Consider the following 22,651-nt stretch of genomic DNA (forward strand, 5'->3'; position numbering starts at 1 on the left):
GCATTTTGCATTTAAGCATGCCAGGATGACAAACTCCCCCAATAAAACCCCACCTGACTCTGGCGCTGACCAACACCGGAATTTAATGATTCCCCTTCTAAGATGGGTCAGACGTCCGTCTACAGTTGCAGTAGGTATCACCACCATTGCCCTTGGTGTAGTAGGATACATCGGAGTTTCAGTATGGGTTAACCGATACTTACCCTCTTGGCTAGAAGCTCAACTGGGTAGTTTCTTGGGGCGCGAAGTAAGGGTTGGAGGAGTTGAGAGCTTTTTCCTGACTAACATTGAGTTCGGATCATCATCCCTCCCAGCAACGCCTGAGGATCCGGACAAGGTTTCTCTTGGCTCAATTAAAGTCAGCTTTAACCCGTTACCACTTATCCTCAGCGGCAACCTACCCGTTGAGATCACTCTAAACAATGTAGATGCCTATCTTGAGCAGGAAGAAACGGGGGACTGGATTAACCTAGATTTGCCCGAAGGCACTCCACCAGAGATAACTGTAGACACCACAATCAACCTCAATCAGGGCAAACTCGTCCTTCTTCCCTATGGAGAAAGCACTCCCCTTTCCTTGACTGTTGATGGGAGCATCAACTCACTGATTTTTGATGACAATCAGCCTCTCAAGTATGATATTGACGCCGCCATTACTTCCGGGAAAGTAAACCTTAAGGGCAGAACACTCCTCAAAACTGGTGAAAGCAAAGTCTCTGCCAGAGTGCAAAACTTACCTCTAGCTCAACTCAATCCATTAATTCCCAACTCCTTAGCTAGTGTAAAAAGTGGTGAATTGGATGCCAACTTGGACATCTCGGTTCCTTCCTTCAAGGAGCTACCCTCTGTGCTGGGTACAGCTCATTTTCAGGCAGTTGAAGTCCGCAGCCAAGAATTACTAGCTCCTGTCCAGGCAAACACACTGCTGCGCTTCCAAGGAGAAAAAGTATTTGTTGAACAACTCCGAGGCAGCTATGGTAATGTCAAAACCGCTGCCTCTGGCATAGCGAGTTGGCAACAAGGCATCGACTTAGCTTTCGATGTCCAACTTTTGAGTTCGGCTAATGCTGGTAAAAATGTGCCGATAGTTTTACCAGTAGCAGTGGAGGGAAAGTGGCAAGTCAAACTGCAAGCGACTACTCCCTTGTCAGAACCGACTATTACTGGCTCAATTAACAGCCAGAAAGTTACGCGTCTTGATCAATTAAACTTTGCTCAGATTCGTGCTGAATTTGCCGGCGACAGCAAACAATTAAAGCTGACGGACTTCTTAGTAAAACCAGCCGCAGGGGGGCAAATTACGGGGGGTGGTCAGGTTAAATTTAGTAGCGATGACGAGGAATCAGTCAATACCAGTACACAGGCACCATTGAGCTTAGATTTCCAAGCTCAACTGCCCGCCGAAGCGATCGCTGCCCCTTATTATCGCTTCCCAGCAGGAGTTACCCTGGGTAATATTACTGCCCAAGCAAAAATCCGAGGCAGTCTGCAAAAACCCGTTGCTTTCCTACAATGGCAGGCCCCGGAAACCTTAGTAGCTTCTGTCGGCAACACTCCTATTGTGGGTGAAGCTGTCCTAATTGATCAAAAAATCATCCTCTCTAACAATAAGGTAAAAATAGGAAAAGGAAACCTGATCGCTGCCGCTAGAGGCAACCTAAAAACTCAGGAATGGCGAGCCTCAATTAAGGCTAACTCTGTTTCCTTAAACCCTTTCTTACCCGTTCCAGCACAGCTTGCAGCAGGAAAATTCAACTTTTCTGGTGAACTTGACTCCTTAAAGCTCAGTTCAATCAGAGGCTCAGGTCAGGCTAGTTTAGGGATTGGCAGTGGTACGATCACAGGAGAAGGGAAGCTGAAAGCTGGCATCGCAGAAGTTTTTGCCACTACTTCTCAACTCCCATTGGGTGATTTGGGTTCGCCTTTACCAATTACTCTCAAGACAGGCAACATCAGACTATCTGCTAAGCTCGACTCATTAGATCCGGAGCAGATTCAGGCATCAGCAGACGCACGGCTAGTGGTAGAAGGTGGAACAATCAATGCTACAGGCAAGTTAAATTCTGGTATTCTGGCAGTCTCCGCTAATGCCTCCAAGATTGCACTCAACCAAATTGTTCCTGATTTGGCAACACCTGTTACCTTGCTGGCAAGCCAAGTCAATCTTTCAGGAAATCTCAATTCTTTAATCTCTTCAGACTCTACTCCTAACCTCAATAGCCTTAGTGGTAGCTTTAAAGGACAACTTGCTACCGAAGGCGGCAATGTTAACGCTACAGGTAATTTAAACTCTGGTGCTTTTGCCGTCCAGACAAATGCTGCCGGAATTCAACTAGCAAAGCTTATTCCCGGTTTCCAAGAACCTGTTACCTTAATCCGCAGCCAGTTTAATCTCTCAGGGAACCTCGATTCCCTAATCTCCTCAAACTCCACTGCTAACCTCAATAGCCTCAATGCTAACTTTAATGGTCTGCTGGGTGTCGCCAATGGCTCAGTTAATACTACCGGGAAGTTAAATAACGGTACTCTGGCAGTAAAGGCAATTGCCTCTCAAGTTCAATTAGCCAATTTGGGCAGCACCATACCAGCAAGATTAGCAGGTACAGTCAACCTTTTAGGTAATCTAGAAAAACTTCTAGAGAACCGCAATCCACAAGCTCTACTTGCTCAAGCTGATTTACAAGTAGATGTAGCTCAAGGCCAGGTTGATGTTAACGGTCAACTTAACAATGGTCAGTGGCAAACCGATATTAACGCCTCCAGCATTGATTCATCCCTACTGATTAGTCAGTTGCTCCCCACTCTTAACCAAGATAGAGAACAACAGCAACTCCCGGCACTTAATGCCAAGCTCGATCTCTCAGGAAACCTGGAATCTCCTGCTAAGCAAACTCTGGCAACTACTATCCGAGCCAACAGCGTTGCGGTTCAGATGGGAGAGCAATATCTCAACGCTAGTGGAGTGGTTCTGCTCTCGGATCTCCTTAAACAACCTGATGTTTCCAGCTTAGAGCTAAATCTTGCCGCTCATTACAACTCCGATACCCTACCCTTGACCCAACTGATTAGCCTGCTTGTAGACGATCAGGAGTCCCTTGAGCAAATTAATGTTACGGGAGAAGCAGACTTTAGCGGTCGCCTACAGGGTAAAAACCTATTATCCGCACCCCTGGCACCAGGTAACTTGAACTTGACAGGTGATCTCCAGTTGCTGAATTTTGCCGTCAATGATGTAGTCTTTGACCCACTTTTGGCGGGAAATGTGCGAGTAAATACAGGGCAACAAGTGGCGCTTAATTTGCAGGGAGAGAGGGATATCATTGCGGCTCGTCTTGAGCCTTGTACAGGTAATCGCTGCCTGGTACCTTACCTTCCTATCGCCTTTGCAATTAGAGGGGGCACGGGAGGCGAAAACTCTCTTCAGGCAAGCGGTGATCGTCAGGGCAATATCCTTGATGTTACTCTGCAAAACTTTGACTTGGCTTTACTCAACTTAGCTCCGGCTGTTGACTTCGGCATTGAGGGTCCTGTTGCGGGTGAGGTGACAGGACAACTAGACCTTAACCTGTTTACCCTGGCAACTACTGGTAACGTCCAAATCAATCAACCTGCCTTAGGCTACCTTAAAGCCAAACAATTTTCAGGTAGCTTCTCTTACCAAGATGGTCTTGCTCAGCTCAGCTCAGCTGTTCTAGAGTTCGGGCAAAGTAGGTATGAGTTGGATGGTGGTTTAAATCTTAACTCTGGTGAGCTAGAGGGTAAGTTAGTTATTGCCCAAGGTTATGTGGAAGATATCCTGGAAACTCTCGGCTGGTACAGTTGGAGAGAGTTAGCCAGAGGCTTAAAAACTCCTGATTTTGCCAATGCTGCTGTTCTTGGAACCGAGCAGGTAGGCTCTTCAGACAACTCCCTTCCTCAACAGTTGCGTCTTCTGGCATCAATTGAACAGCAAAGAGCAAATATAGCTGATATTAGGGAAAAGGTTGGACTACCGGAGCAGTTAGATATCGAGGGGGCGTTTACAGGGGAAGTTAATCTAGCAGGAACTTTAGCAGATCCTCGGATTAACTTTGACATTCAGGGTAGTGATTGGTTGTGGCTTCTTGAGCAGGAGGTGGCAAGGGCAAGAAATCCCCTCGAAGCAGACACAGAAGCGGATCGAGTGATTGTTGTTGATCAAGTGATTGCCCAAGGCAGTTTTGAAGATGGGTTGCTCACCGCTGAGCCAGTGCGTCTCCAATTAGACGAAACAGTTATTTCCTTCGAGGGGCAGTTGTCGCCAGAACAAGAGTCGGGAACTTTTCAGCTCAAGAATTTGCCACTAAAACTAGTGCGCAATTTTGTTGAGATTCCTGTTGACCTTCAGGGTAAGCTGAATGCTACAGGAAACCTAGGGGGCAGCTTGGCAAATCCCCAGGTTACACAAGGGGAGTTCTCTTTTGTCGATGCCGCAATTAATTGTCAGTCTCAAGCAGTACCAGAGACGGACGATAGCAATTGTCAGCAGTTAGAGCCGATTCTGGCTAATTTTAGTTATGCCGATTCCCGCCTAGAATTTAATACAACTGAATCGTCCTTAATCCAAGTTCAGGCAACGGTGCCTTATCCACCAACACCAGGAGTAGATAATCAGCTCAACCTTAATGTTGAACTAAGTACAGATGCGATCGCTTTAGTGGGACCTTTGACCCAAGGAAATATAGAGTGGGTTGATGGTCAAGCAGAAATACAACTAGCGGTTAATGGCTCACTAGATTTTGCCCAAGAACCAGTACAGGAGATAGTTAATAATTTACTAGCTAATGTTACTGGCGAAGTTACACTCTCAAATGCCACTCTCAAAAGTGCCGCATTTGCGGAACCCCTAACTCTCAACGGTCAGATTACTCTAAACAATCAACTGCTTCAGGTAGATAACCTCGAAGGAGAGTTTCAAGAGAGTCAGTTATTGGTGACAGGGGTTTTGCCGTTGTTTGAGCCAATAAGAGCCAATGACCCCAACTTAGCTAATCCTCTAACAGTTTCTATCGATCAACAAGAGTTGAATTTAGAGGGTTTATACGAGGGTGAAGTTGATGCACAAGTATTGATTACTGGTGCGCTGCTGAGTCCAGTTATTGGGGGTGAGCTGCGCTTGCAAAACGGTAGAGCTTTCATCCCCAAAGGGGAAGATGATGGTGATGTAGCCCTGGTTAGCACAACCCAGGAAAAGAGTAGCAGTGCTGTCTCTAAAACTGGTTTGACAATAGTACCGAAGTTTGATGACTTTCGGGTAGTTTTGGGGGATAGATTTAGGATTACTAAAAGACCAGTTTATAAGTTTCGCATTGCTGGCGATTTAACAGTAAATGGCACCTTAGATTTAGCAGCAAATGACAACTTAGACAAGTTAAAAAACCTGCGTCCCGAAGGGACAATAGATATACAACGTGGGGATATAGACTTATTTAGCAGCCAGTTTTCTTTAGTTCGTGGCTACGACAGCAAAGTTGTCTTTGAGCCAAATCAGAGCATATTGAACCCGAACCTAGACATTCAGCTAGGAACAGTGGTTTCTCAACCTCCCGATAGGGTGCGTTTAGAGCCACCTACTACTGAGATTCGTGATGATTTAGTTACTACGGTCAGACCTGAGCAAATTAAAATTACTCTTAGTATTCAGGGACAAGCTAGTCAACTGATTAGAGAAAATCTTGGGGCATCTGGCAATTGTAAATTTGAGCAAGAGAGTTTTGGTTCTATTGAGACTAGCACCAGCAGTCTCCCCTCAGAAAAATTAAGACGCTTGGAAAGCTGCATTCACCAAGCAGTTTTGGGAATTGAGACAGATAGCCAGTTCCTTAATACACCAATTGTCACGCTAACCAGTACTCCCCCCAGGAACGAGGCGGAAATTTTGGCTTTGCTGGGGAACCAGTTTTTGACCGTCGCTAAGGATTTAGAACGAAGGCTAGAACAAGGCCAGGCAGAAGAATTAGCCCGATGGGCTGCAGGACGTTTTGTTATTGAACCTGCTTTGGGTGATGTGATCTTTACGGTAGAAGAGTGGGTAACTGCGGCTGGTCAAAAAGTCGGTTTGACGGACTTGCAGGTGTATCCCTTGGGCATAGTCAAGGGCATCCGCGTAGTCGGGGAAGATTCATTAGTCAGTGTTTCCTATGACTATGAGTTTGGTGAAATTCAAGTGAGGTACGAGATGCGGTTTTAAGCAGTTGGTTGCAGTTGCCGTTTGCTCAACAGCCATGTCAGGACTGCACCAAGACCAATCAAATTCACCACAGACAAGATCAGCCCTCCAAACCAGGGAACCAAACCGATTAAAGCTAAAATAAGCAAACCCATTAAGAACTGTTGTATGGGTGTGTGTCCTGACTTAGTCCACGTTCTTTCTCCAATCCACAAGGCAACACCGAGCGTTCCTAAGAGTACAACGATGGCAACAGCCAAACCAACCAAGGGTAACAGTGGAATGCCAATCAAGCTGATTGCTAAGAAGATCACCAACAAAATTACAGCGGCTATACCACCTAACCCCCACAACGTACACTGAACCGGGTACTGGCGGACTGTATCTGCCAGGTTCAGTAGGAAGTTAGGTCGCCAACGCAGGATTAAAACACCGACGATACCACTCAGCAGTACCGTCAGCAGATGAGAGGCAGCACTAGATAAATAGTGAAACCGAAAACCATCAATTCCCCTCCTCCTGGAACCATGCATTCCCCATCTACCTTGTTCTGTAAAGGTTCTGGATGACCCCCCAATTGTCGCTCCTTCCCCTCTGATAACATCGCCTCCTACAGCATAGGCATCCCCATCGACACGGGCATTTTTTTGTAAGATGACATCTCCCCCAATGGCGATCGCTGTTTGAGTAACTCTTGCACCTTCCTCAATCGTGACATCCCCACCAATCGCATTGGCATTTTCCCAAACCTGCTCGGCAGGAACAATTACATCTCCCCCAAAGCGGATCAGATTTTTGTTACTGATATTGATCTTAGTCTGTGCCAAAACAGTTGTTGAGATGAGAATAACGCTGAGGGCAGATACAAATAGCAAAATTAGTCGGTTAATCGCTTTCCCTTTCATCTTCTTCTCCTGAAGGATCATGGCTGCCATTTTCGTTTCTTATAGTTCTGATTTGTGAAGTTAAAATCTATCGATCGGTACAAAAGATCAAAAAACAATCTCAAGAATTGTGTAGTGCATTTCCAGGTTAATGCTGAATGATTGCCAGCTATAAGGAGAACTTCAGGGAGAGAAAGTACTATTTTCTATCAGCACTGCTTCTTCTCTGATTGGGATATCTACAATAAACTTTGTTCCTTTCCCTGGGGCTGAAACACACCTGAGTTGACTTTCATGCTTTCTCACTACAATCTTATGACCAATAGATAACCCCAATCTTGTGCCACTTCCCACAGCTTTTGTGGTAAAAAAGGGTCAGAGATCTTATATAGTGTTTCCTCGCTCATACCAGCACTATTGTCAGCAACCTCAATCACTACCTATTAGGGATTGATAATTGAATTTTCGAGAGAGAAGGGAGAGTTTGCATGGGAAATTTGGACGGTAGATTACTTCTTGTCTTTACCGTCTTGCTTGTCTTCCTAGTTGCCAGTTCTCACTGAAGTGTGGATGGTAACGTGGCTCCACATTAGACATCTCCAGAAAAGCAAAAGCACCTCCCTGAATGGTTTCTACCCCTTAAACTGACAGGGACAGATTCAGCTCTATTCAACGGCATAATCAGCATTAGAAACATTTGTTGTTAGTTAAGACTGTCAACTATGAAGTTTAATAAGTTCATTTATTTTTAGGTATCAAGGAATTTTTCTGCTTGAAAAAGTAAGCGACCGATTCTCAATCTTACTAAACCACAAATTGTGAGTATGACCGATTGATACTTCCTTGCATTCAGACGAAATCTTTCTTGTGCTATTTTAAAAATCTTAACCACTAACCACACGAATTAGGTGTTCCACAAAGATTCGCTGGGAAGATAGAGCTTTATTGGTTTCTTGTTGAGTTTCTATTGCTAAGTTTCCTACAGCTCCCATTTTTATTCTACCTAATTCAATACTAAGGTTAAGGCTTCATCAATTCTCAAGTAGTATAACCAGCGACTGACTAAATGCTGGGGAAGATCTTCCTTTAGCTTGACGCTACTTTCATCAATGTTTTTTAAGCTAATAGTAGAAAGTAAATTTTACATGTTCAAGAGACTATCTTGGCATAAACTAAGGAAGAAGACGAATATGAATAGTGATGAGCAAATTTTCGAGCAACCCCGTGAAAATAATCAAAATATAGAAGTCGTTAAAGCTGAGATTGATAACTCACCAGCAGAAGAAAAAGGGGGAAATAACCTTGCAGCCGGAGTAGCTGGGGCAACCATTGGCGGTGTCATTGGTGGTAAAATTGCCGGAAGAGCAGGAGCACTTTTCGGTGCTGTAGCGGGTGCTGTAGCAGGTGGTTTGGTTGCTAACAAAACGCCTGACGATGCAGCAGACAGACTCCAACATGCTGCCGGAAATGCGGCCCAGAAAGTTCAAGATGCCGCTGAGAGTGCCAAGCCAGGTATTGACAGCGCGGCAGAACGAGCAAAAAATGCTGCTCTCAATGCTGCTGATAGAGTCAAAGAGACTGCTGAGAGTGCCAAGCCAGGTATTAAAAGCGCAGCAGAACAGACAAAAAATGCTGCTCTCAACGCGACTGATAAAGTTAAAGATACTGCGGAGAATGCCAAAGGTATTCACACTCAAGAAGTTGCAGATTCCGAGTTAAAAGAGCGCATTGTTATTGAGCCAACCTCTGACATGGGGACTGAAACTAGAGTAGCTGATTCCAGCAGAAATCTTCCTGAGGAAAGAGTTACTGGACTAAAAGTTGAGCAAGAACAACGCGAAAACCCGATGTAAATTTTGGTTTGGGAAGCAGGAAAATAACCAAAATCGACTAGCTAGATTAGGAAAAAGGGAAAGAGAGATTATGATTCTTTCGTTCCTTTTTTTTAGGGTTTAATTAAGTGTCCCTCTAACTTGCGATACTTAGCAATACGTCTGGCACGCTCTAGGGGAGGATAAAGCAATATGGTTGCTAAGGGTAAACTACTACCCCAGAACCCGAAGATTACTAGTGCATTAAAAAATCCTAATTTCCAGCCAATTCCTAAACTAATTCCTAAAGCCGCCGATAGCAGGGAAACCCAAAAAGATAGAGTTTTACTAAATCCTCGCTGCAAGCAATTTTGGGTAATGCTTTCACCCTCAAACGCTGCCATAAAAACCACCACATCAACGGCAGCAAAAGTAGCAATTGCTGCGTCTGTGGCGCGAAACTTAGCACCGAACCCAGCAACAACAATCGCCGCTATCCCAGCAAAAAAAGCTGCTGCTACTGTATCTAATGCTTTGACTTGTACGCCAAACCTAGCGCGGATTTTAGCCACCAACTGGGAAATCAAACCAGAAGTTACGGCCGCTACTAACCCTAGCACGGCGATAAAGGCAGAAACGAAAATTGCGATCGCAACGCCGACTGTGCCACTTTTGCTGATAATTCCCTCCCAGGCTGTTGTTTCTATCCAAGCAGCAACTGCAGCCAACACCACGAGCAACATTAGGGAAACATAGGGCAGTTTTTTCTGGGTAATCGGCAGAAGAGCCGTGTTAACTTTAACCTTTAAAGTTCGCTTTTCTGGTTGAGAATTTGTCTGAATAATAATCTCTCGCTCGTAAACTCGATGTGCCATGAGCTTACTAGTATCAATAGTAATTTTGCACAAGGCGTTATTGCTGACAAACTCAGATTGATTAAACTGAATCCATTCGTGGTGATTAGGAGTGTGAGGTGGATCACTAAGGTGGGAAGCTACTAGCAAAAGGCTCTCCAAAACCGTTTCTGGTATAGAGTTACTAATTCTAATAGTTTGAGTTATTTTTTCGCCCAGTTTAGTGGCGTTAAATTCTAGGCAAGAGTGAGACAAATTAACCTCAGGAACCCGGTTAATATAAATTGGTTTAAGAGCTTCTAGAGCAGTTTTAGCATCAGGAAAACGGTCTTTTGGTTTCAGTTCGACCATCTTTTGTAGCCACTCAATCCAACGTAGACTAAGTTTAGGAACCAGAGACTTAAAGCTAATGCGGTAGTCGTCGTCAATTAACTCACTGAGATCTGTAGAAGGAATGCCAGTTAGTAAGCAAATTAGAGTAGCACCCAAACCATATAAATCCGATGCCTCACTAATCTGCCGACTAAATAGCTGCTCTGGAGCCATGAATCCGATAGTTCCTTTGGCGATGCTACTCATTGCTAATTCACTATCACCAATTCTAGCTAGACCGAAGTCTACTAGAAAAACCTTTAATTGATCATTAACCAGAATATTATCGGGTTTAAGATCACGATGACTGATGGTAGGTATCCGATTTTGCAGGTAAATCAGGATATTTAGTAAAGAAACAGCAATTTGCTTAATTTCATCGGGGTCAAAACTGCGGGGTTTAACTAAAGATGCTGCATTTTTGTATTCTTGTACTAAGCAAAAACCCTTGGCTGTTTCAAAAGAACCCAGGTAACGGGGTATTCCGGGATGATTTAGTCCTTGCAAGACTTGGATTTCTTGCTCAATGGCTTCGTAGTCTGACCAGTGGGTGTCACGTTTGGCAAAGAGAAACTGCTTAATCACAACTGGCACACTACTATTGTGGTTAATAGCAAGGTAGGTTACTCTTCCGCCAGCGCGGTTGTGTCCTAACTCTCTGATTACCCTGAAACCGTGGCTGGACAAGTCCGACAAATTGCTCATAAATGTTACCTTCAGCCCTGGTGATTATACTAAGCTAAACCCTGACTTTATCGCGACTAGAATGTCCTCAGAATTCCCCGGTGGCCCTGTGCCACTTAATTCGGCTTTTTATATTAATCGTCCCCCTATTGAAGAACTTGCCTGTGCTACTATCGACAGGCCAGGGAGCGTAATTCGCATCAAAGCTCCCAGGAAAATGGGGAAGAGTTCTCTATTACTACGCGTCACTGCTCATGCTGCTGTCTTGGGTCATCAAATTGTCAGTCTGGATATGAATCAAGCCGAAGAGGCTGTTTTTGCTTCCTTAGATAAATTTTTACGCTGGTTCTGTATTAATGTCGGTTGGCAGTTGAAGCTAGAAGCAAACTTAGATGACTATTGGGACGAAGATATTGGCAGTAAGATAAGCTGCACTATTTATTTACAGGAGTATATTTTAAAACAAATCAAGAGTCCGCTTGTCTTGGTTTTAAATGAAGTCAATCAGGTTTTCGAGCATCCCCCTATCGCCAAAGAGTTTCTGTCGTTGCTACGCTCATGGCATGAGGAAGCTCAATATAGCGAAATTCTGGGAAAACTCCGCTTAGTTGTAGTTCACTCGACGGAAGTATATATTCCTTTACAGATCAATCAATCGCCCTTTAACGTTGGACTACCCATCAGATTGCCAGAATTTTCTTTAGCGCAAGTGCAAGATTTAGCACTGCGCAATGGGCTACATTGGACAGATGGCAAGGATGCTAAGCAACTGATGAGCATGGTAGGGGGACATCCTTATCTTGTCAGTCTTGCCGTCTATCATCTTCGCAGGGAAGGGATAACCCTAGAACAGGTGTCACAAAAAGCCTCTACACCAGCCGGAATTTATGGCAGCTATCTACGTCATCACTTAGCGATGCTGCGACAACATCCGGAACTCAGCCAAGCGATGCAACAACTGGTCACTATTCCTAAAGGTGTTTGTCTAGAGGCGATTACAGCCTATAAATTAGAAAGTATGGGGCTGGTCAAGCTGGATGGTAATGAAGTAAGACTAAGCTGTAATTTATATCGTCTCTTTTTTAAAGAACAACTACTTGAAGAGTTTTCCCTAAGTAATAGTGGATTAGTGAGTCTCGGTGCAATTCAACCACAACCAGTTCAGCAGACTGCTATTAAGGAGCGCCTGATACAGTTAGAACGAGAAAACCAAGAATTAAAGCGTTTATTTGCCTTAGATGAGCTAACTGAGTTAGCCAATCGGCGCTGCTTTGAGCAACAACTGGCAGAACAATGGCAGTTTTTGGCACGCCAGATGAAGCCACTATCAATGATTCTCTGCGATATCGACTTTTTTAAATACTATAACGATACTTATGGACATCAGGCAGGAGATGCTTGTTTGCGAGCAATTGCTAATGCTCTGTCTGAGATAACTCGGCATTGGTCTGAAATAACTACCTGTGTCCCCCTAATAGCTCGTTACAATAGTCAAGGATTTGCCGTACTCCTTCCGTATATAAACCTGGAGGATGCTGTCCAATTAGCTAAAGAAATCTGTATAAGAGTAAAAGATTTAGAGATTGCTCACGAAAGTCTTCTCATTGATGGTCTTCCAGCTTCTGTTGTTACCGTTAGTTTAGGAGTTGCCAGTACAATTCCTAAGTGCCAAGATTCCCCGACTACTATCGTAGATGCTGCTGAACAAGCTCTGGATCAATCTCAAAAAAAAGGGCATGATTGTGTTTCCTTCAGTAAGCTTTGAGACAGGGGAGTGATTACTAACAATAAATCACCAATTCCCTATGACTAATTATCAATATCAAGTTGGTGGTAGTCTTGCTCAAAATGCTCCCACCTACGTAGTAAGACAGTCTGACCATCAACTATACGAAGCATTAAAACAGAGAGATTTTTGTTACGTCCTTAACTCACGACAAATGGGGAAATCTTCTCTGTTGGTACGCACCAGGCATCTGTTGCAACAACAAGGAACTCGCTGCTCTACCCTAGACATGAGCCGCATCGGTAGCGAAAATATCACCCCAGTTCAGTGGTATAAAGGAGTCATTTCTGAGTTATGCCGGGACTTCCAACTCTTAGGAAAAATTCACCTAAAATCCTGGTGGCGTGAGCAAGAAGATTTTCCGATTATTCAGAGATTGAGTAATTTCTTAGAAGATGTTTTACTTGCTGAATTTGCTACTGAAAAACTGGTTATTTTTATCGATGAAATTGATAGTATTCTCAGCCTTAATTTTTCAATAGATGATTTTTTCGCCCTAATTCGCTTCTGCTATAACCAACGAGCCATTAACCCTGAATACAACCGCCTTACTTTTGCTCTATTTGGAGTAGCAACACCTAGTGATTTAATTGCTGACAAAAAGCGGACACCATTTAACATCGGGAAAGCCATCAAACTGCATGGTTTTCAACCAGAGGAAGCACAGCCCTTAGTCAAGGGATTAGCAGCACAGTTTGATAACGCCCCAGCAATTCTCCAAGAGATCTTAGCCTGGACAGGAGGACAACCCTTCCTTACCCAGAAGCTGTGTCAACTAATGATCACTAATAGTCAAGGAGCAGTCAGTGAAGGGATGAAAATTCCTCGCGGTATGGAAGCTTTTTGGGTAGAGTCAGTGATCCGTAAGGGTGTTATTAATAAGTGGGAATCTCAAGATGAGCCAGAGCATTTACGGACAATAGGCGATCGCTTATTTCGCCAAAATCAGCTTACTGGCAGACTCCTAGGAACTTATCAGCAGCTCCTCCAAGGTACTGCTGTTGCCTCGGATGACTCTCAAGAACAGGTCGAACTGCTCTTATCTGGATTAGTCGTTAAGCAGCAGGGATACTTGCAGTTGCGTAACCGTATCTATGCTGAGGTATTTAACCTAACTTGGATTGAGCAACAGTTGGCTGCTCTTCGTCCTTACTCGCAAACTTTAGATGCCTGGATAGCCTCCGGCAAAACAGACAAATCTCGTCTACTGCGGGGGCAAGCCTTAAAGGATGCTCAACACTGGTTACAGGGCAAGAGCTTATCAAATTTAGATTACCATTTTCTAGCAGCATCTCAGGAGTTTGACCGCCAAGAAGTTCAGGCAACTCTGAAAGCAGAGCGAGCCCAGGCAATCAAAGCTCAGCTGGGGGAGGAGCAAAAGCGGCTGGCTTTGGAACGAAGGACGGCTAAGCGTCTACAAAGATTGATTGGGGCCCTGAGTCTGGCATTAGTGTTCGCCATAGGATCCGGCATGTTTGCTATCTGGCAGTACCAGCAAGCTGTCAACAGCGAGCGCAACGCTAGAATCAGCGAAATTCAAGCTCTCTCTGTTTCCTCGAAAGGTTTATTTGCTTCCCAACATCGCTTAGATGCCCTAGTCGCCGCCATCAAGGCTCAAAGGCGGCTCAGTGATCTGAAGTTTCCTAACCCTCAGTTGCAGTCTCAGGTTAGTCAAGTTCTGCAACAAGCCATCTACAGCACTAGGGAACTCAATCGCCTGTCAGGACATCATGGTGCGGTTTTGGCTGTTGATGTCAGTCCAGACGGTCAACTAATTGCCACAGGCAGTAATGATCGGAGTGTGAAACTTTGGCAACGGGATGGTACTCTGCTGCAATCCTTAAGCCACGGTGGAACCGTCCATGCGCTCAGCTTTAGTCCCAACGGTCAACGCCTAGTCTCATCCAGTTTAGATGGCAAAATATATCTTTGGAACAGTCAAGGTAGTTTATTGAAAACCTTTCAGGGACACAACAGTGCCATTTGGGGCATTGCTATGAGTCCAGATGGTCAACGCATTGCCTCTGCTAGTGAAGACGGTACGATTCGTCTGTGGAATAGCCACGGCAAACTACTCAGAACCATTACTGGACATGAAACTGCTGTTAGAGGCGTTGCTTTTAGCCCTCAGGGAAACCTCCTAGCCTCAAGCGGTCAGGATGGTAAGATTAAGCTCTGGAAGCTTGATGGCACACTTGTCAGAACCCTGGAAGGGCATAGCGTCCCCGTATGGGATCTTAAGTTCGCCTTGCTCAAAGATACGGATGGCACAAAGCGTCCGATTATTATTTCTGGCAGTGCCGACCGAACCATTAAGCTGTGGCAACCGGATGGCACACTACTGAGAACCCTTGAGGGTCATCAGGCAGAAGTGTTTGAGGTTGCAGTCAGTACAGCAGGAGATCTGATTGCTTCTAGCAGTGCCGACCAAACCGTCAATCTGTGGCGACCCGATGGTACGCTGTTGAGGGTTCTCAAAGGACATCAATCTGCGATTCGAGGGGTTGCTTTCATTCCAGATAGCTCGATGGTAGTATCTGCTAGTGACGATAACACCGCTCGACTCTGGCAGCCGAATAACAGCTTTGTACAAGTTCTTCCAGGGCATCTTGGTACGATTTTCGATGTGGACTTTAGCCCCGATAGTCAGCTAATTGCCTCAGCCAGTACAGATCAAACCTTTAAACTCTGGACGCGAGAGGGTGCATTGCTCAAGTCCTTGACAGAAAAGGCTGCTTCTGTTTACGGCGTTGCTTTCGTCTCTAGCGCCGACTTGGCTACTTCTGAAAAAGAGCTACTCCTAGCTACAGCTAGTGGAGATAATACCGTTAAATTATGGCAACTCGACGGGACGTTACTCAAAAGCTTTGCGGGGCATACAGCCACAGTTTGGGACGTTACATTCAGCCCGGATAGTCAGTTATTTGCTTCCGCCAGTGCTGATAAAACGGTTAAACTGTGGAGATTAGACGGCAGTTTACTAAGAACTTTTGAAGGGCATCGGGCGAGAGTTTATGATGTAGACTTCAGCCCAGATGGAAAGATGCTGGCTTCCGCCAGTGAAGATGGCACCGTCAAACTATGGAGTTTTCAGGGTGTGCCTTTAAGGACACTCCAGGGTCATAGTAGCGGAGTTTGGGAAGTGGCAATCAGCCCGGATGGGCAAACCATAGCTACTGCCAGCTTAGATGACACCATCAAACTTTGGACGCGCCAGGGTAAATTACTGAAAACTCTGCAAGGAGATAACCGAGGAGTAACCTCGGCTGTTTTTAGTCCCGATGGTCAAATGCTGGTGGCTGGAGGTGTAGCAGGTGCGCTCAAACTTTGGCGGGTCGATGGTACGGAAGCAACTACACTAATTGGACATGAAGCCGGGATTTGGGATGTCAACTTTAGCCCAGATGGCAAACAAATTGCCTCAGTCGGAGATGATCAAACTGTTATTGTGTGGAATGTAGAGCAAATTTTTAACCTGGACGAAATCACCTATGCCTGTGAGTGGGTGCAAGATTATTTGAGGACAAATCTTAATCTGAGTCAAGAAGACAAGCATATATGCGATCGCATACAACAGCATCCCAACAGTAGTAAGCAACCCCATTAAGGAGTTGCTTACTACTGTCGGGTGCATTAACGCGCCGAAAATAAGTTAAGCTCTGTGAGTCTGCTGACCATAATTGCAGGTGTCACAATTAAGATCATCGTCTAGCATGATCACTGGTTGTTCTCCTGGAGTGGTAATCAGACGGGCACCCTTGCTACGGGTGAAGTAACTCCAGGCCCACTGAATCATTACGATTAACTGGTTGTCGAACTCAATTAAGTAGAAGACGTGGATAAACATCCAGACAATCCAGGCTAAGAAACCAGAAAGCCTGATAAAGCCAAAATCTACTACTGCTGCATGCTTACCGATAACCGCCAAGCTGCCCCAGTCAAGATAGTGGAAGGGGCGTATAGTTTCTCCTTTGAGCTTAGCCTTGATCAGGCGACCGACATACTGCCCTGATTGCATAGCCGCTGGCGCGACTCCTGGTAGTGGTTTGCCATCTTGGTGAGAGTAATTGGCCAAATCACCAATGACAAAAACATTCTCATGTCCTGGCACTTTAAATTCTGGTGTCACCATGACTCGTCCCCCACGGTCGAGTTCTGCTCCTCCAGATTCAGCTAGCACCTTGGCCATCCCAGATGCTTTCATGCCAGCCGCCCAAAGGATAGTGCGCGCCTGAATTTCTTCAACGACATCACCTCTACGAACAGTAGCAACATTGTTGTCAATATTGGTCACTCTAGCGCCAGTTTGCACCGTGACACCCAACTTTTCTAGGTCGGCTTGGGCTTTTGCTGATAACTTCGGTGGGTAAGTTGGTAAAATCCGATCTGGGCTTTGCAACAGAATAATTCTGGCTTCGGAGGTATCGATATTGCGGAAGTCTTCTTTTAGGGTGCCGTGAGCTAGTTCTCCCAGTGCTCCGGCTAACTCCACACCAGCAGGGCCACCACCGACTAACACGAAAGTCAACCAGGCTTTGCGCTTTTCTGGGTCGGTTTCTTTTTCTGCTGATTCAAAGGCAATAAAAATACGACGCCGTATTTCTAGAGCGTCTTCTACTGTTTTCAATCCAGGAGCTTTTTGGGCCCAATCATCATTGCCAAAGTACTGATGGCTAACACCTGTAGCAACAATCAGTGAGTCGTAGTTAATTTCTCTGTGACGCAGCATGACTTTTTGCTCTTTAGTGTCAATACTGGTCACCTCTCCCATCAATACTTCTGTATTTTTTTGGCGATTCAGTACTGCTCGTATCGGTGAAGAAATATCTCCAGCAGATAAGCCACCAGTGGCTACTTGGTACAGCAGTGGCTGAAACACATGAAAGTTTCGCTTATCAATTAGTGTAACTTTTACTGGTGCCTTGGCGAGTGTTTGAGCTGCATAAAGTCCGCCAAATCCGCCACCAACGATCACCACATGGTGAGGAGCTTGTTGTTGAGTCTCTTTTAACATAAGATTTATTACCTCCTAATCCCCGCTAATTGAGGTTACAATTCGTTGAGAAAGTATTGATTATTTAAACTTTCTTACTTCAATTTCAGGTTAGGTTGACAATCAAGGGATGTAAGTATCAGTAGATACTAATTCATTTTTTCTTTCGATTTTTCTCCTGGTATCAATAAATCTTTGTCTGGGGTGTTTTTACCCTCAATAAATAAGTAATTTTTTCTACATTAAAATCTCAGTGGGTTCTACTGACTGAAACGAAATAAGAGTAATACAGCAAGCTTTGACAAAAACAGCTCACTCTTAACATTATTGGGAAAATGACTAGTTATTTGTAAACTTTCTCAAGGAGGCCGCAGTCAAATTTCGAGCTTCCAAAGAGAATTTAAAGAGAGTTTAATTTTAGTAATCGATGCTCTCTGCTGAATCTTGTTGAGTAAGTTTCTGAAGCTGAGGCTTTCTCCTGATTTATCAGTCCTCTTGTGTAATTACTATGGGACTAGCTTCTATTTAGTAAAGTTAGCAAACTGGAACCAAGTGAATCGTAGTGATAGCTACTGTTGCTAACCCCAGGACAATTCAGGCAGTAAATTAGTTTCTCAAATTAATAAGTTATGTTTAGTAATCTACCAGTTAATTTAAATTAGTTGAATTATCTGTTGTTCTCTTTCTCATTTTAACGACGTTAGTTACTCAACTCCTAATTACTTTATTCCCTTAGCAGGAAAATTTCTCGATTTGTTAACGGTTCAGATGAGAATTATTCACCACTAGCAACGAGGAAACCTTCTCCCTAGCTTAATCGAGGCGAAGAGAAGGTTTCATTTTTAGTTATAGCTCCTAATTTTCAGTAGCTTTTCCTTTATCAGAAAGATATTTAGCGATCGCATGTCCTAACTCTTCTTCTGCTGTTTTCTTTTCCTCTTCTTTTGATTTTTCTGAAGAATTATTGCCACTGATCAAAAATAGTAGTGTAGCTCCGAGAACAAAAAATGGTAAAAAAGGCATGATTAATTACTCCTTAAAAAATAAACGCAACTAAAAAACTCATCAAATGGCTCTAATATTGCTTGGTGTTTTTTAGGCAATAAGCTATTAAGAATTTAAATTAGATATGAGTAGCGACCAAAGGGTTACACTACAAGTATTTTCCAATTATTGACAACAAGGCTTAAATGACGAACAGCTTAAGCTCCGTAGATAAGTAGGTGGGCTTAATTAAGTGTAAAATAAAAAAGTAGCTATTTAGTGGAAATATTGCTAATTTTTTAGCACAAATTGAGCAAGGAACAGCAGTTTTCGGTGATATTCGTGATTTACTCGAACAGCAGTTGATGCGTGTATCTGACTTAGAAAGAGAGGTCATGTATTGGCTAGCCATTAATCGCGAGCCAATTTCGCTTTCAGAATTGCAAACGGATCTAATTAGCCCAGTTTTACAAGCTGAACTAATCGATTCACTGCAATCTCTGTATCGGCGATCGCTAATTGAAATTAATACTAGCTACTTCACGCAACAGCCGGTAGTCATGGAATACATGATTGCGCAATTTATTGAGGAAATTATTGAAGAAATGCGTACTGATAAAGTATCCCTATTAATGCAATATGCCCTAATTAAAGCCCAGACGAAAGACTATATCAGAGAAAGCCAAAATCGTGAATCTTACAGCCTATTGCTGAGCGGCTGTTAACTATTTACAAAGTCTCCAGTAAGATTGAACTTCAGTTGAGAAAGCTACTGGAGAAAATTCGGTATGAGTTTGGTAGTTATCCTGGCTACGGTGGCGGTAACATCATTAATTTGTGTATTTTATTTGAGCTTGATTTAAAGCCGATGGTCAACTTTTAGTTAGTGGCAGTGATCAGCAAACACTACAACTAGGAAATATAGATATTAATCAATCTCTCAAAACTTTATCAGGGCACAGTTGCCAATTTTAGTCTGTTAGCTTCAGCCTGAATGGTCGCACCCTGGTAAGTAGTAGCTATGATCAAGTGATTAAACTTTGGGATGTGGAAACAGGTGAATGCTACAAAACGCTGAGCATCGATAAACCCTACAATGGCATGAACATTACTAACTCTCAAGGAATCACAGCGGCGACTAGAGCAACGCTTAAAGCCCTAGGAGCAGTTGAATATTCTTAAAAACCAATTTTGCTCTTTTGTGCAATGAATTTGTCTGTTTTCAGCAATTATTTTAGCACTAACGGTGAATGCATCAAGCTTCTCTCTAGCTTGAGAATGTTAATTCAGCCAGTGTTGAGGGATTTTTCCGGAATGAGAGAAAAAACTAGAGTAGTAGTGAATAAGTTATTCACCTTAGTTCAAGGCTATAGTTCGCGATCATCTTGGTAGAGTATGTTTAGCAACTCGTTCCAGTCCGTAAAAATCCGAATTATTGCAGAAATTCCCCAGAAAAGGGTGATAGCTAATATAGCTACTTAGTAATATTAACTTTCGGTAAAATTGTATTTTCCTGGGATATGGGGGCGCTAATCATGATTAATTCCTGGTCAAACTACTATAGTCGCCAGACTACTTTAGAAGAAGAAATACTCTATCGTCACTTACTCGACTGCGTAGAAGTAGAGTCACCCAGTGAACTGATTGAGCGCTTTCGTAGACTGTTTATCGAAGGTGTTGCATACCCTAATCCCAAAGTCTGGTACGCCTTGAAAAAAATTGTCGCCTCTAATACTGCTGGAAGGGACTTTAAGTTTATTCTCAACCGTAGCTGCTACATTCTGATTAACCACTGGCTGGGAAATCCTCGCTGCCAAAATGCCATTCCTCAACTGATCGAACTGTTGGAGATTTCCTCTGCTAGTTCAGCCTCCTCGCAGACAAAGCAGCCCCTGCACGAACTAGTACGACGCTTTACGGAAACTGAGCAATACCTAACATTGCGACGTCTGGCTAAAGTGATCTCTGATAAAACTCAAAGAAGCGAAGATCCAGCAGCGACACCATTAGGAATTTTAATTCACCGATATCCTTGTCTGTACGAACACTGCCTACTGACAGATGATAGCACTGAAGAACAGCGCCAAAAAATTAGGTTAATGCGAGAGCAAAAACAGCAACAACTGGAAATTAATTTGTCTCGGTACATCACCTACCAGAAGTTCCAGAGAAATTCGCAGTCTATAAAAAATCCTACCCTTTTAAGCGATCGCCAACTTGATATTGCCATCCAAGAGTTTTCAGGAAAAATTGATGGCTTTAATACCCACCGAGATCTGGCGGAACAGTTCCGCACTTACAGTCGTTTAACTCGCTCTTACCGAACTTTTAAAAAAGAGTTTTATCACGAATATCTTATACCCTCAATTGATCCCAAGTACGGCAGAGGTGAGTTCGGTCAACGATTATATCAACAATTGCAGAGCATCTTATCTCAAAATGACTCTCAGAAACTCAGTGATGATTTACTTGAAGTAACCTGTAAAAAATTGCTAAATTTCTTAGTAGTGGAGAGTTCTCGCAAAGCAACGCATTACGTCTTTTCTGACCTCACCAGTAATATTGGCATTACTTCGACTATTGGTCTTTTACTGAAGATTGTTCTGCTTTGTAACCGAGAGAAGCATTACTTAGAACAGCGGTTTGTGATTCTTTTTAATCACTATGAAACCCAAAGCAGACAAAAAAATCAGTGGCTGGTTGAATCCTTGGAAAATTTAAATGTTGCCTGGAGTACTAACTTTGGGGCGATGAACCTCTGATATTAAGCTAAAACTTGCTTTAGACAACTCCAAAAAATAAATTATCCAATTTTTTGGACTCGGTTTGCCTGTCTTACTCCCCCTGCTTGCTGCTCAAGAACTCCCCTACCTTTCGTGAAATGGGATATTTTTTTTGTAGTCGCTTAGGCAACTCCGTGCTGCTTAAACCAAGCTTGTAAGCGTTTCCAGCCGTCTTCTGCTGCCTCTTTGCGGTAGGTGGGACGGTAGTCAGCCAAAAAACCGTGGGGAGTATCTGGGTAAACGATGATTTCGGAACCACTGTTACCGGCTTGAAGTGCTTGCCGCATTTGTTCTACTGTTTCCTGGGGAATGAGATCATCACTACCGCCATAGAGTCCTAGGATTGGTACTTGCAACTCAGCAGCAATATCAAGGGGATGCTGAGGAGTTAAGGGTGTAGATTCACCCACTAAACGCCCGTACCAAGCAACTCCGGCTTTTACTTGGGGATTGTGTACTGCATACAACCAGACAATGCGCCCGCCCCAGCAAAAGCCTGTAATTCCCAGATTATCAATGTTTGCTTTACCTGAATTATCTGCCCAAGCTACAGTAGCATCTAAATCAGACATGACTTGATCATCTGGCACTTTCGAGACAACCTGGGAAATAATTTCTTGAACATCACTAATTTGGGAAACATCGCCTTGACGGGCATAAAGTTCAGGTGCGATCGCTAAATAACCCAATTTAGCCAAGCGGCGACAAATATCCTGGAGATGTTCGTGTACACCGAAGATTTCCTGCACTACCAGCACCACCGGGAAATTATTACCAGTAGCAGGCATTGCCCTGTATGCCGGAATTTCTCCATCCTCTACAGAAATTTTCACTTCACCAGCTACCAAGCCGGATGTATCTGTGTTGATGACTTGGCTAGAAATCGGCTGAACACAGGCTGCAAATCCTGCCGCTAGCGTCGTGACAATGATAAATTTCCGGCGTGTGAAATTACCCATGAGCTATTTTTTTGAGCAAGAAGGATTTTGCAAAGGGCTTGTGTTCTCAGGCATAGTTTAAGATTTTACGCCTGAATTATGGCATTACTATAGCAGTATTCCAGAACCCTCATCCCCCTTTCCTTAACGCCCCGTGAATAAGCGGAAATTTTTTCTGTGTACCCCATGGGAGACGATTGTGTGTCCTTACTCAATAAATATCAAAATTTTTTTTGAGCTGAATTGCGAAAAATAGGTTTGCTCTTCCTATAACTCTATAGATTCAAGGTTACGTTTATCTAGCATTTTCTGTGAAGACTAGAACAATTGCTAGCAGTTCTAAACATCAGAATTTGCGGTCTGTAAATCTTGGAA

General features: G+C 43.8%; 13 protein-coding genes and 1 pseudogene. 7 read left to right on the top strand and 7 right to left on the bottom strand.

The window, feature by feature from the left end:
* Positions 1–25: 25 nt before the first annotated feature.
* The gene (locus ACT7WV_RS23210) at positions 26–6,208 is read left to right on the top strand and encodes a translocation/assembly module TamB domain-containing protein (protein ID WP_445105145.1); all 6,183 of its coding nucleotides are present in this window, start codon (positions 26–28) and stop codon (positions 6,206–6,208) included.
* On the opposite strand, the gene ACT7WV_RS23215 is transcribed toward ACT7WV_RS23210, so the two are convergent.
* The 3 genes and pseudogenes from ACT7WV_RS23215 to ACT7WV_RS25930 form a co-directional block, all read right to left on the bottom strand.
* Positions 6,205–7,122, bottom strand: coding sequence for an LbetaH domain-containing protein (locus ACT7WV_RS23215; protein WP_445105146.1), 918 nt, complete (start codon positions 7,120–7,122; stop codon positions 6,205–6,207). The genes ACT7WV_RS23210 and ACT7WV_RS23215 overlap by 4 nt on opposite strands.
* Positions 7,123–7,254: 132 nt before the next feature.
* Positions 7,255–7,425, bottom strand: a complete 171-nt coding sequence (locus tag ACT7WV_RS23220; protein ID WP_445105147.1) for a hypothetical protein — start codon at positions 7,423–7,425, stop codon at positions 7,255–7,257.
* Between the two features lie 394 nt (positions 7,426–7,819).
* Positions 7,820–8,036, bottom strand: a pseudogene (locus ACT7WV_RS25930) (transposase family protein); the annotation flags it as partial.
* Positions 8,037–8,261: 225 nt separating this feature from the next.
* Between ACT7WV_RS25930 and ACT7WV_RS23225 the strand changes: the two are divergent.
* The gene (locus ACT7WV_RS23225) at positions 8,262–8,924 is read left to right on the top strand and encodes a hypothetical protein (protein WP_445105148.1); all 663 of its coding nucleotides are present in this window, start codon (positions 8,262–8,264) and stop codon (positions 8,922–8,924) included.
* Positions 8,925–9,016: 92 nt separating this feature from the next.
* Here the strand turns inward: ACT7WV_RS23225 and ACT7WV_RS23230 are convergent, their stop codons facing one another.
* Positions 9,017–10,813, bottom strand: a complete 1,797-nt coding sequence (locus ACT7WV_RS23230; protein ID WP_445105149.1) for a serine/threonine protein kinase — start codon at positions 10,811–10,813, stop codon at positions 9,017–9,019.
* Positions 10,814–10,874: 61 nt separating this feature from the next.
* Here ACT7WV_RS23230 and ACT7WV_RS23235 point away from each other — a divergent pair, with 61 nt between their 5' ends.
* Together ACT7WV_RS23235 and ACT7WV_RS23240 are read left to right on the top strand one after the other, a co-directional pair.
* Positions 10,875–12,557: an AAA-like domain-containing protein gene (locus ACT7WV_RS23235; protein ID WP_445105150.1), complete on the top strand. Its 1,683-nt coding sequence runs from the start codon at positions 10,875–10,877 to the stop codon at positions 12,555–12,557.
* 40 nt (positions 12,558–12,597) lie between these two features.
* On the top strand, positions 12,598–16,185 hold the full coding sequence (locus ACT7WV_RS23240; protein ID WP_445105151.1) for a WD40 domain-containing protein: 3,588 nt from the start codon (positions 12,598–12,600) through the stop codon (positions 16,183–16,185).
* 45 nt (positions 16,186–16,230) lie between these two features.
* Here the strand turns inward: ACT7WV_RS23240 and ACT7WV_RS23245 are convergent, their stop codons facing one another.
* Complete coding sequence (locus tag ACT7WV_RS23245; RefSeq protein ID WP_445105152.1) at positions 16,231–17,592, bottom strand: NAD(P)/FAD-dependent oxidoreductase; 1,362 nt, start codon at positions 17,590–17,592, stop codon at positions 16,231–16,233.
* Between the two features lie 834 nt (positions 17,593–18,426).
* A complete protein-coding gene (locus tag ACT7WV_RS23250; RefSeq protein WP_445105153.1) occupies positions 18,427–18,594 on the bottom strand; it encodes a hypothetical protein in 168 nt (55 codons plus the stop codon).
* Positions 18,595–18,920: 326 nt separating this feature from the next.
* Between ACT7WV_RS23250 and ACT7WV_RS23255 the strand changes: the two genes are divergently transcribed.
* From ACT7WV_RS23255 to ACT7WV_RS23265, 3 genes are all read left to right on the top strand, one after another.
* Positions 18,921–19,280 carry a hypothetical protein gene (locus ACT7WV_RS23255; RefSeq protein WP_445105154.1) on the top strand — a complete coding sequence of 120 codons (360 nt, stop codon included), beginning with the start codon at positions 18,921–18,923 and terminating at the stop codon, positions 19,278–19,280.
* Positions 19,281–19,584: 304 nt separating this feature from the next.
* Positions 19,585–19,737, top strand: coding sequence for a hypothetical protein (locus tag ACT7WV_RS23260; protein ID WP_445105155.1), 153 nt, complete (start codon positions 19,585–19,587; stop codon positions 19,735–19,737).
* Between the two features lie 353 nt (positions 19,738–20,090).
* Positions 20,091–21,317, top strand: coding sequence for a hypothetical protein (locus ACT7WV_RS23265; protein ID WP_445105156.1), 1,227 nt, complete (start codon positions 20,091–20,093; stop codon positions 21,315–21,317).
* A 143-nt stretch (positions 21,318–21,460) separates the two neighbouring features.
* Here ACT7WV_RS23265 and ACT7WV_RS23270 read toward each other — a convergent pair whose 3' ends face one another.
* Positions 21,461–22,297, bottom strand: a complete 837-nt coding sequence (locus ACT7WV_RS23270; protein ID WP_445105157.1) for a dienelactone hydrolase family protein — start codon at positions 22,295–22,297, stop codon at positions 21,461–21,463.
* Positions 22,298–22,651 lie beyond the last annotated feature (354 nt).

This window comes from Symploca atlantica LB2515 (assembly GCF_052546295.1).

Excerpts from the sequence above, each read along its gene's own strand:
- ACT7WV_RS23210 (WP_445105145.1), top strand. The coding sequence starts at position 26 with ATGACAAACTCCCCCAATAAAACCCCACCTGACTCTGGCGCTGACCAA.
- ACT7WV_RS23215 (WP_445105146.1), bottom strand. The coding sequence starts at position 7,122 with ATGGCAGCCATGATCCTTCAGGAGAAGAAGATGAAAGGGAAAGCGATT.
- ACT7WV_RS23225 (WP_445105148.1), top strand. The coding sequence starts at position 8,262 with ATGAATAGTGATGAGCAAATTTTCGAGCAACCCCGTGAAAATAATCAA.
- ACT7WV_RS23230 (WP_445105149.1), bottom strand. The coding sequence starts at position 10,813 with ATGAGCAATTTGTCGGACTTGTCCAGCCACGGTTTCAGGGTAATCAGA.
- ACT7WV_RS23235 (WP_445105150.1), top strand. The coding sequence starts at position 10,875 with ATGTCCTCAGAATTCCCCGGTGGCCCTGTGCCACTTAATTCGGCTTTT.
- ACT7WV_RS23240 (WP_445105151.1), top strand. The coding sequence starts at position 12,598 with ATGACTAATTATCAATATCAAGTTGGTGGTAGTCTTGCTCAAAATGCT.
- ACT7WV_RS23245 (WP_445105152.1), bottom strand. The coding sequence starts at position 17,592 with ATGTTAAAAGAGACTCAACAACAAGCTCCTCACCATGTGGTGATCGTT.
- ACT7WV_RS23250 (WP_445105153.1), bottom strand. The coding sequence starts at position 18,594 with ATGCCTTTTTTACCATTTTTTGTTCTCGGAGCTACACTACTATTTTTG.
- ACT7WV_RS23255 (WP_445105154.1), top strand. The coding sequence starts at position 18,921 with ATGCGTGTATCTGACTTAGAAAGAGAGGTCATGTATTGGCTAGCCATT.
- ACT7WV_RS23265 (WP_445105156.1), top strand. The coding sequence starts at position 20,091 with ATGATTAATTCCTGGTCAAACTACTATAGTCGCCAGACTACTTTAGAA.
- ACT7WV_RS23270 (WP_445105157.1), bottom strand. The coding sequence starts at position 22,297 with ATGGGTAATTTCACACGCCGGAAATTTATCATTGTCACGACGCTAGCG.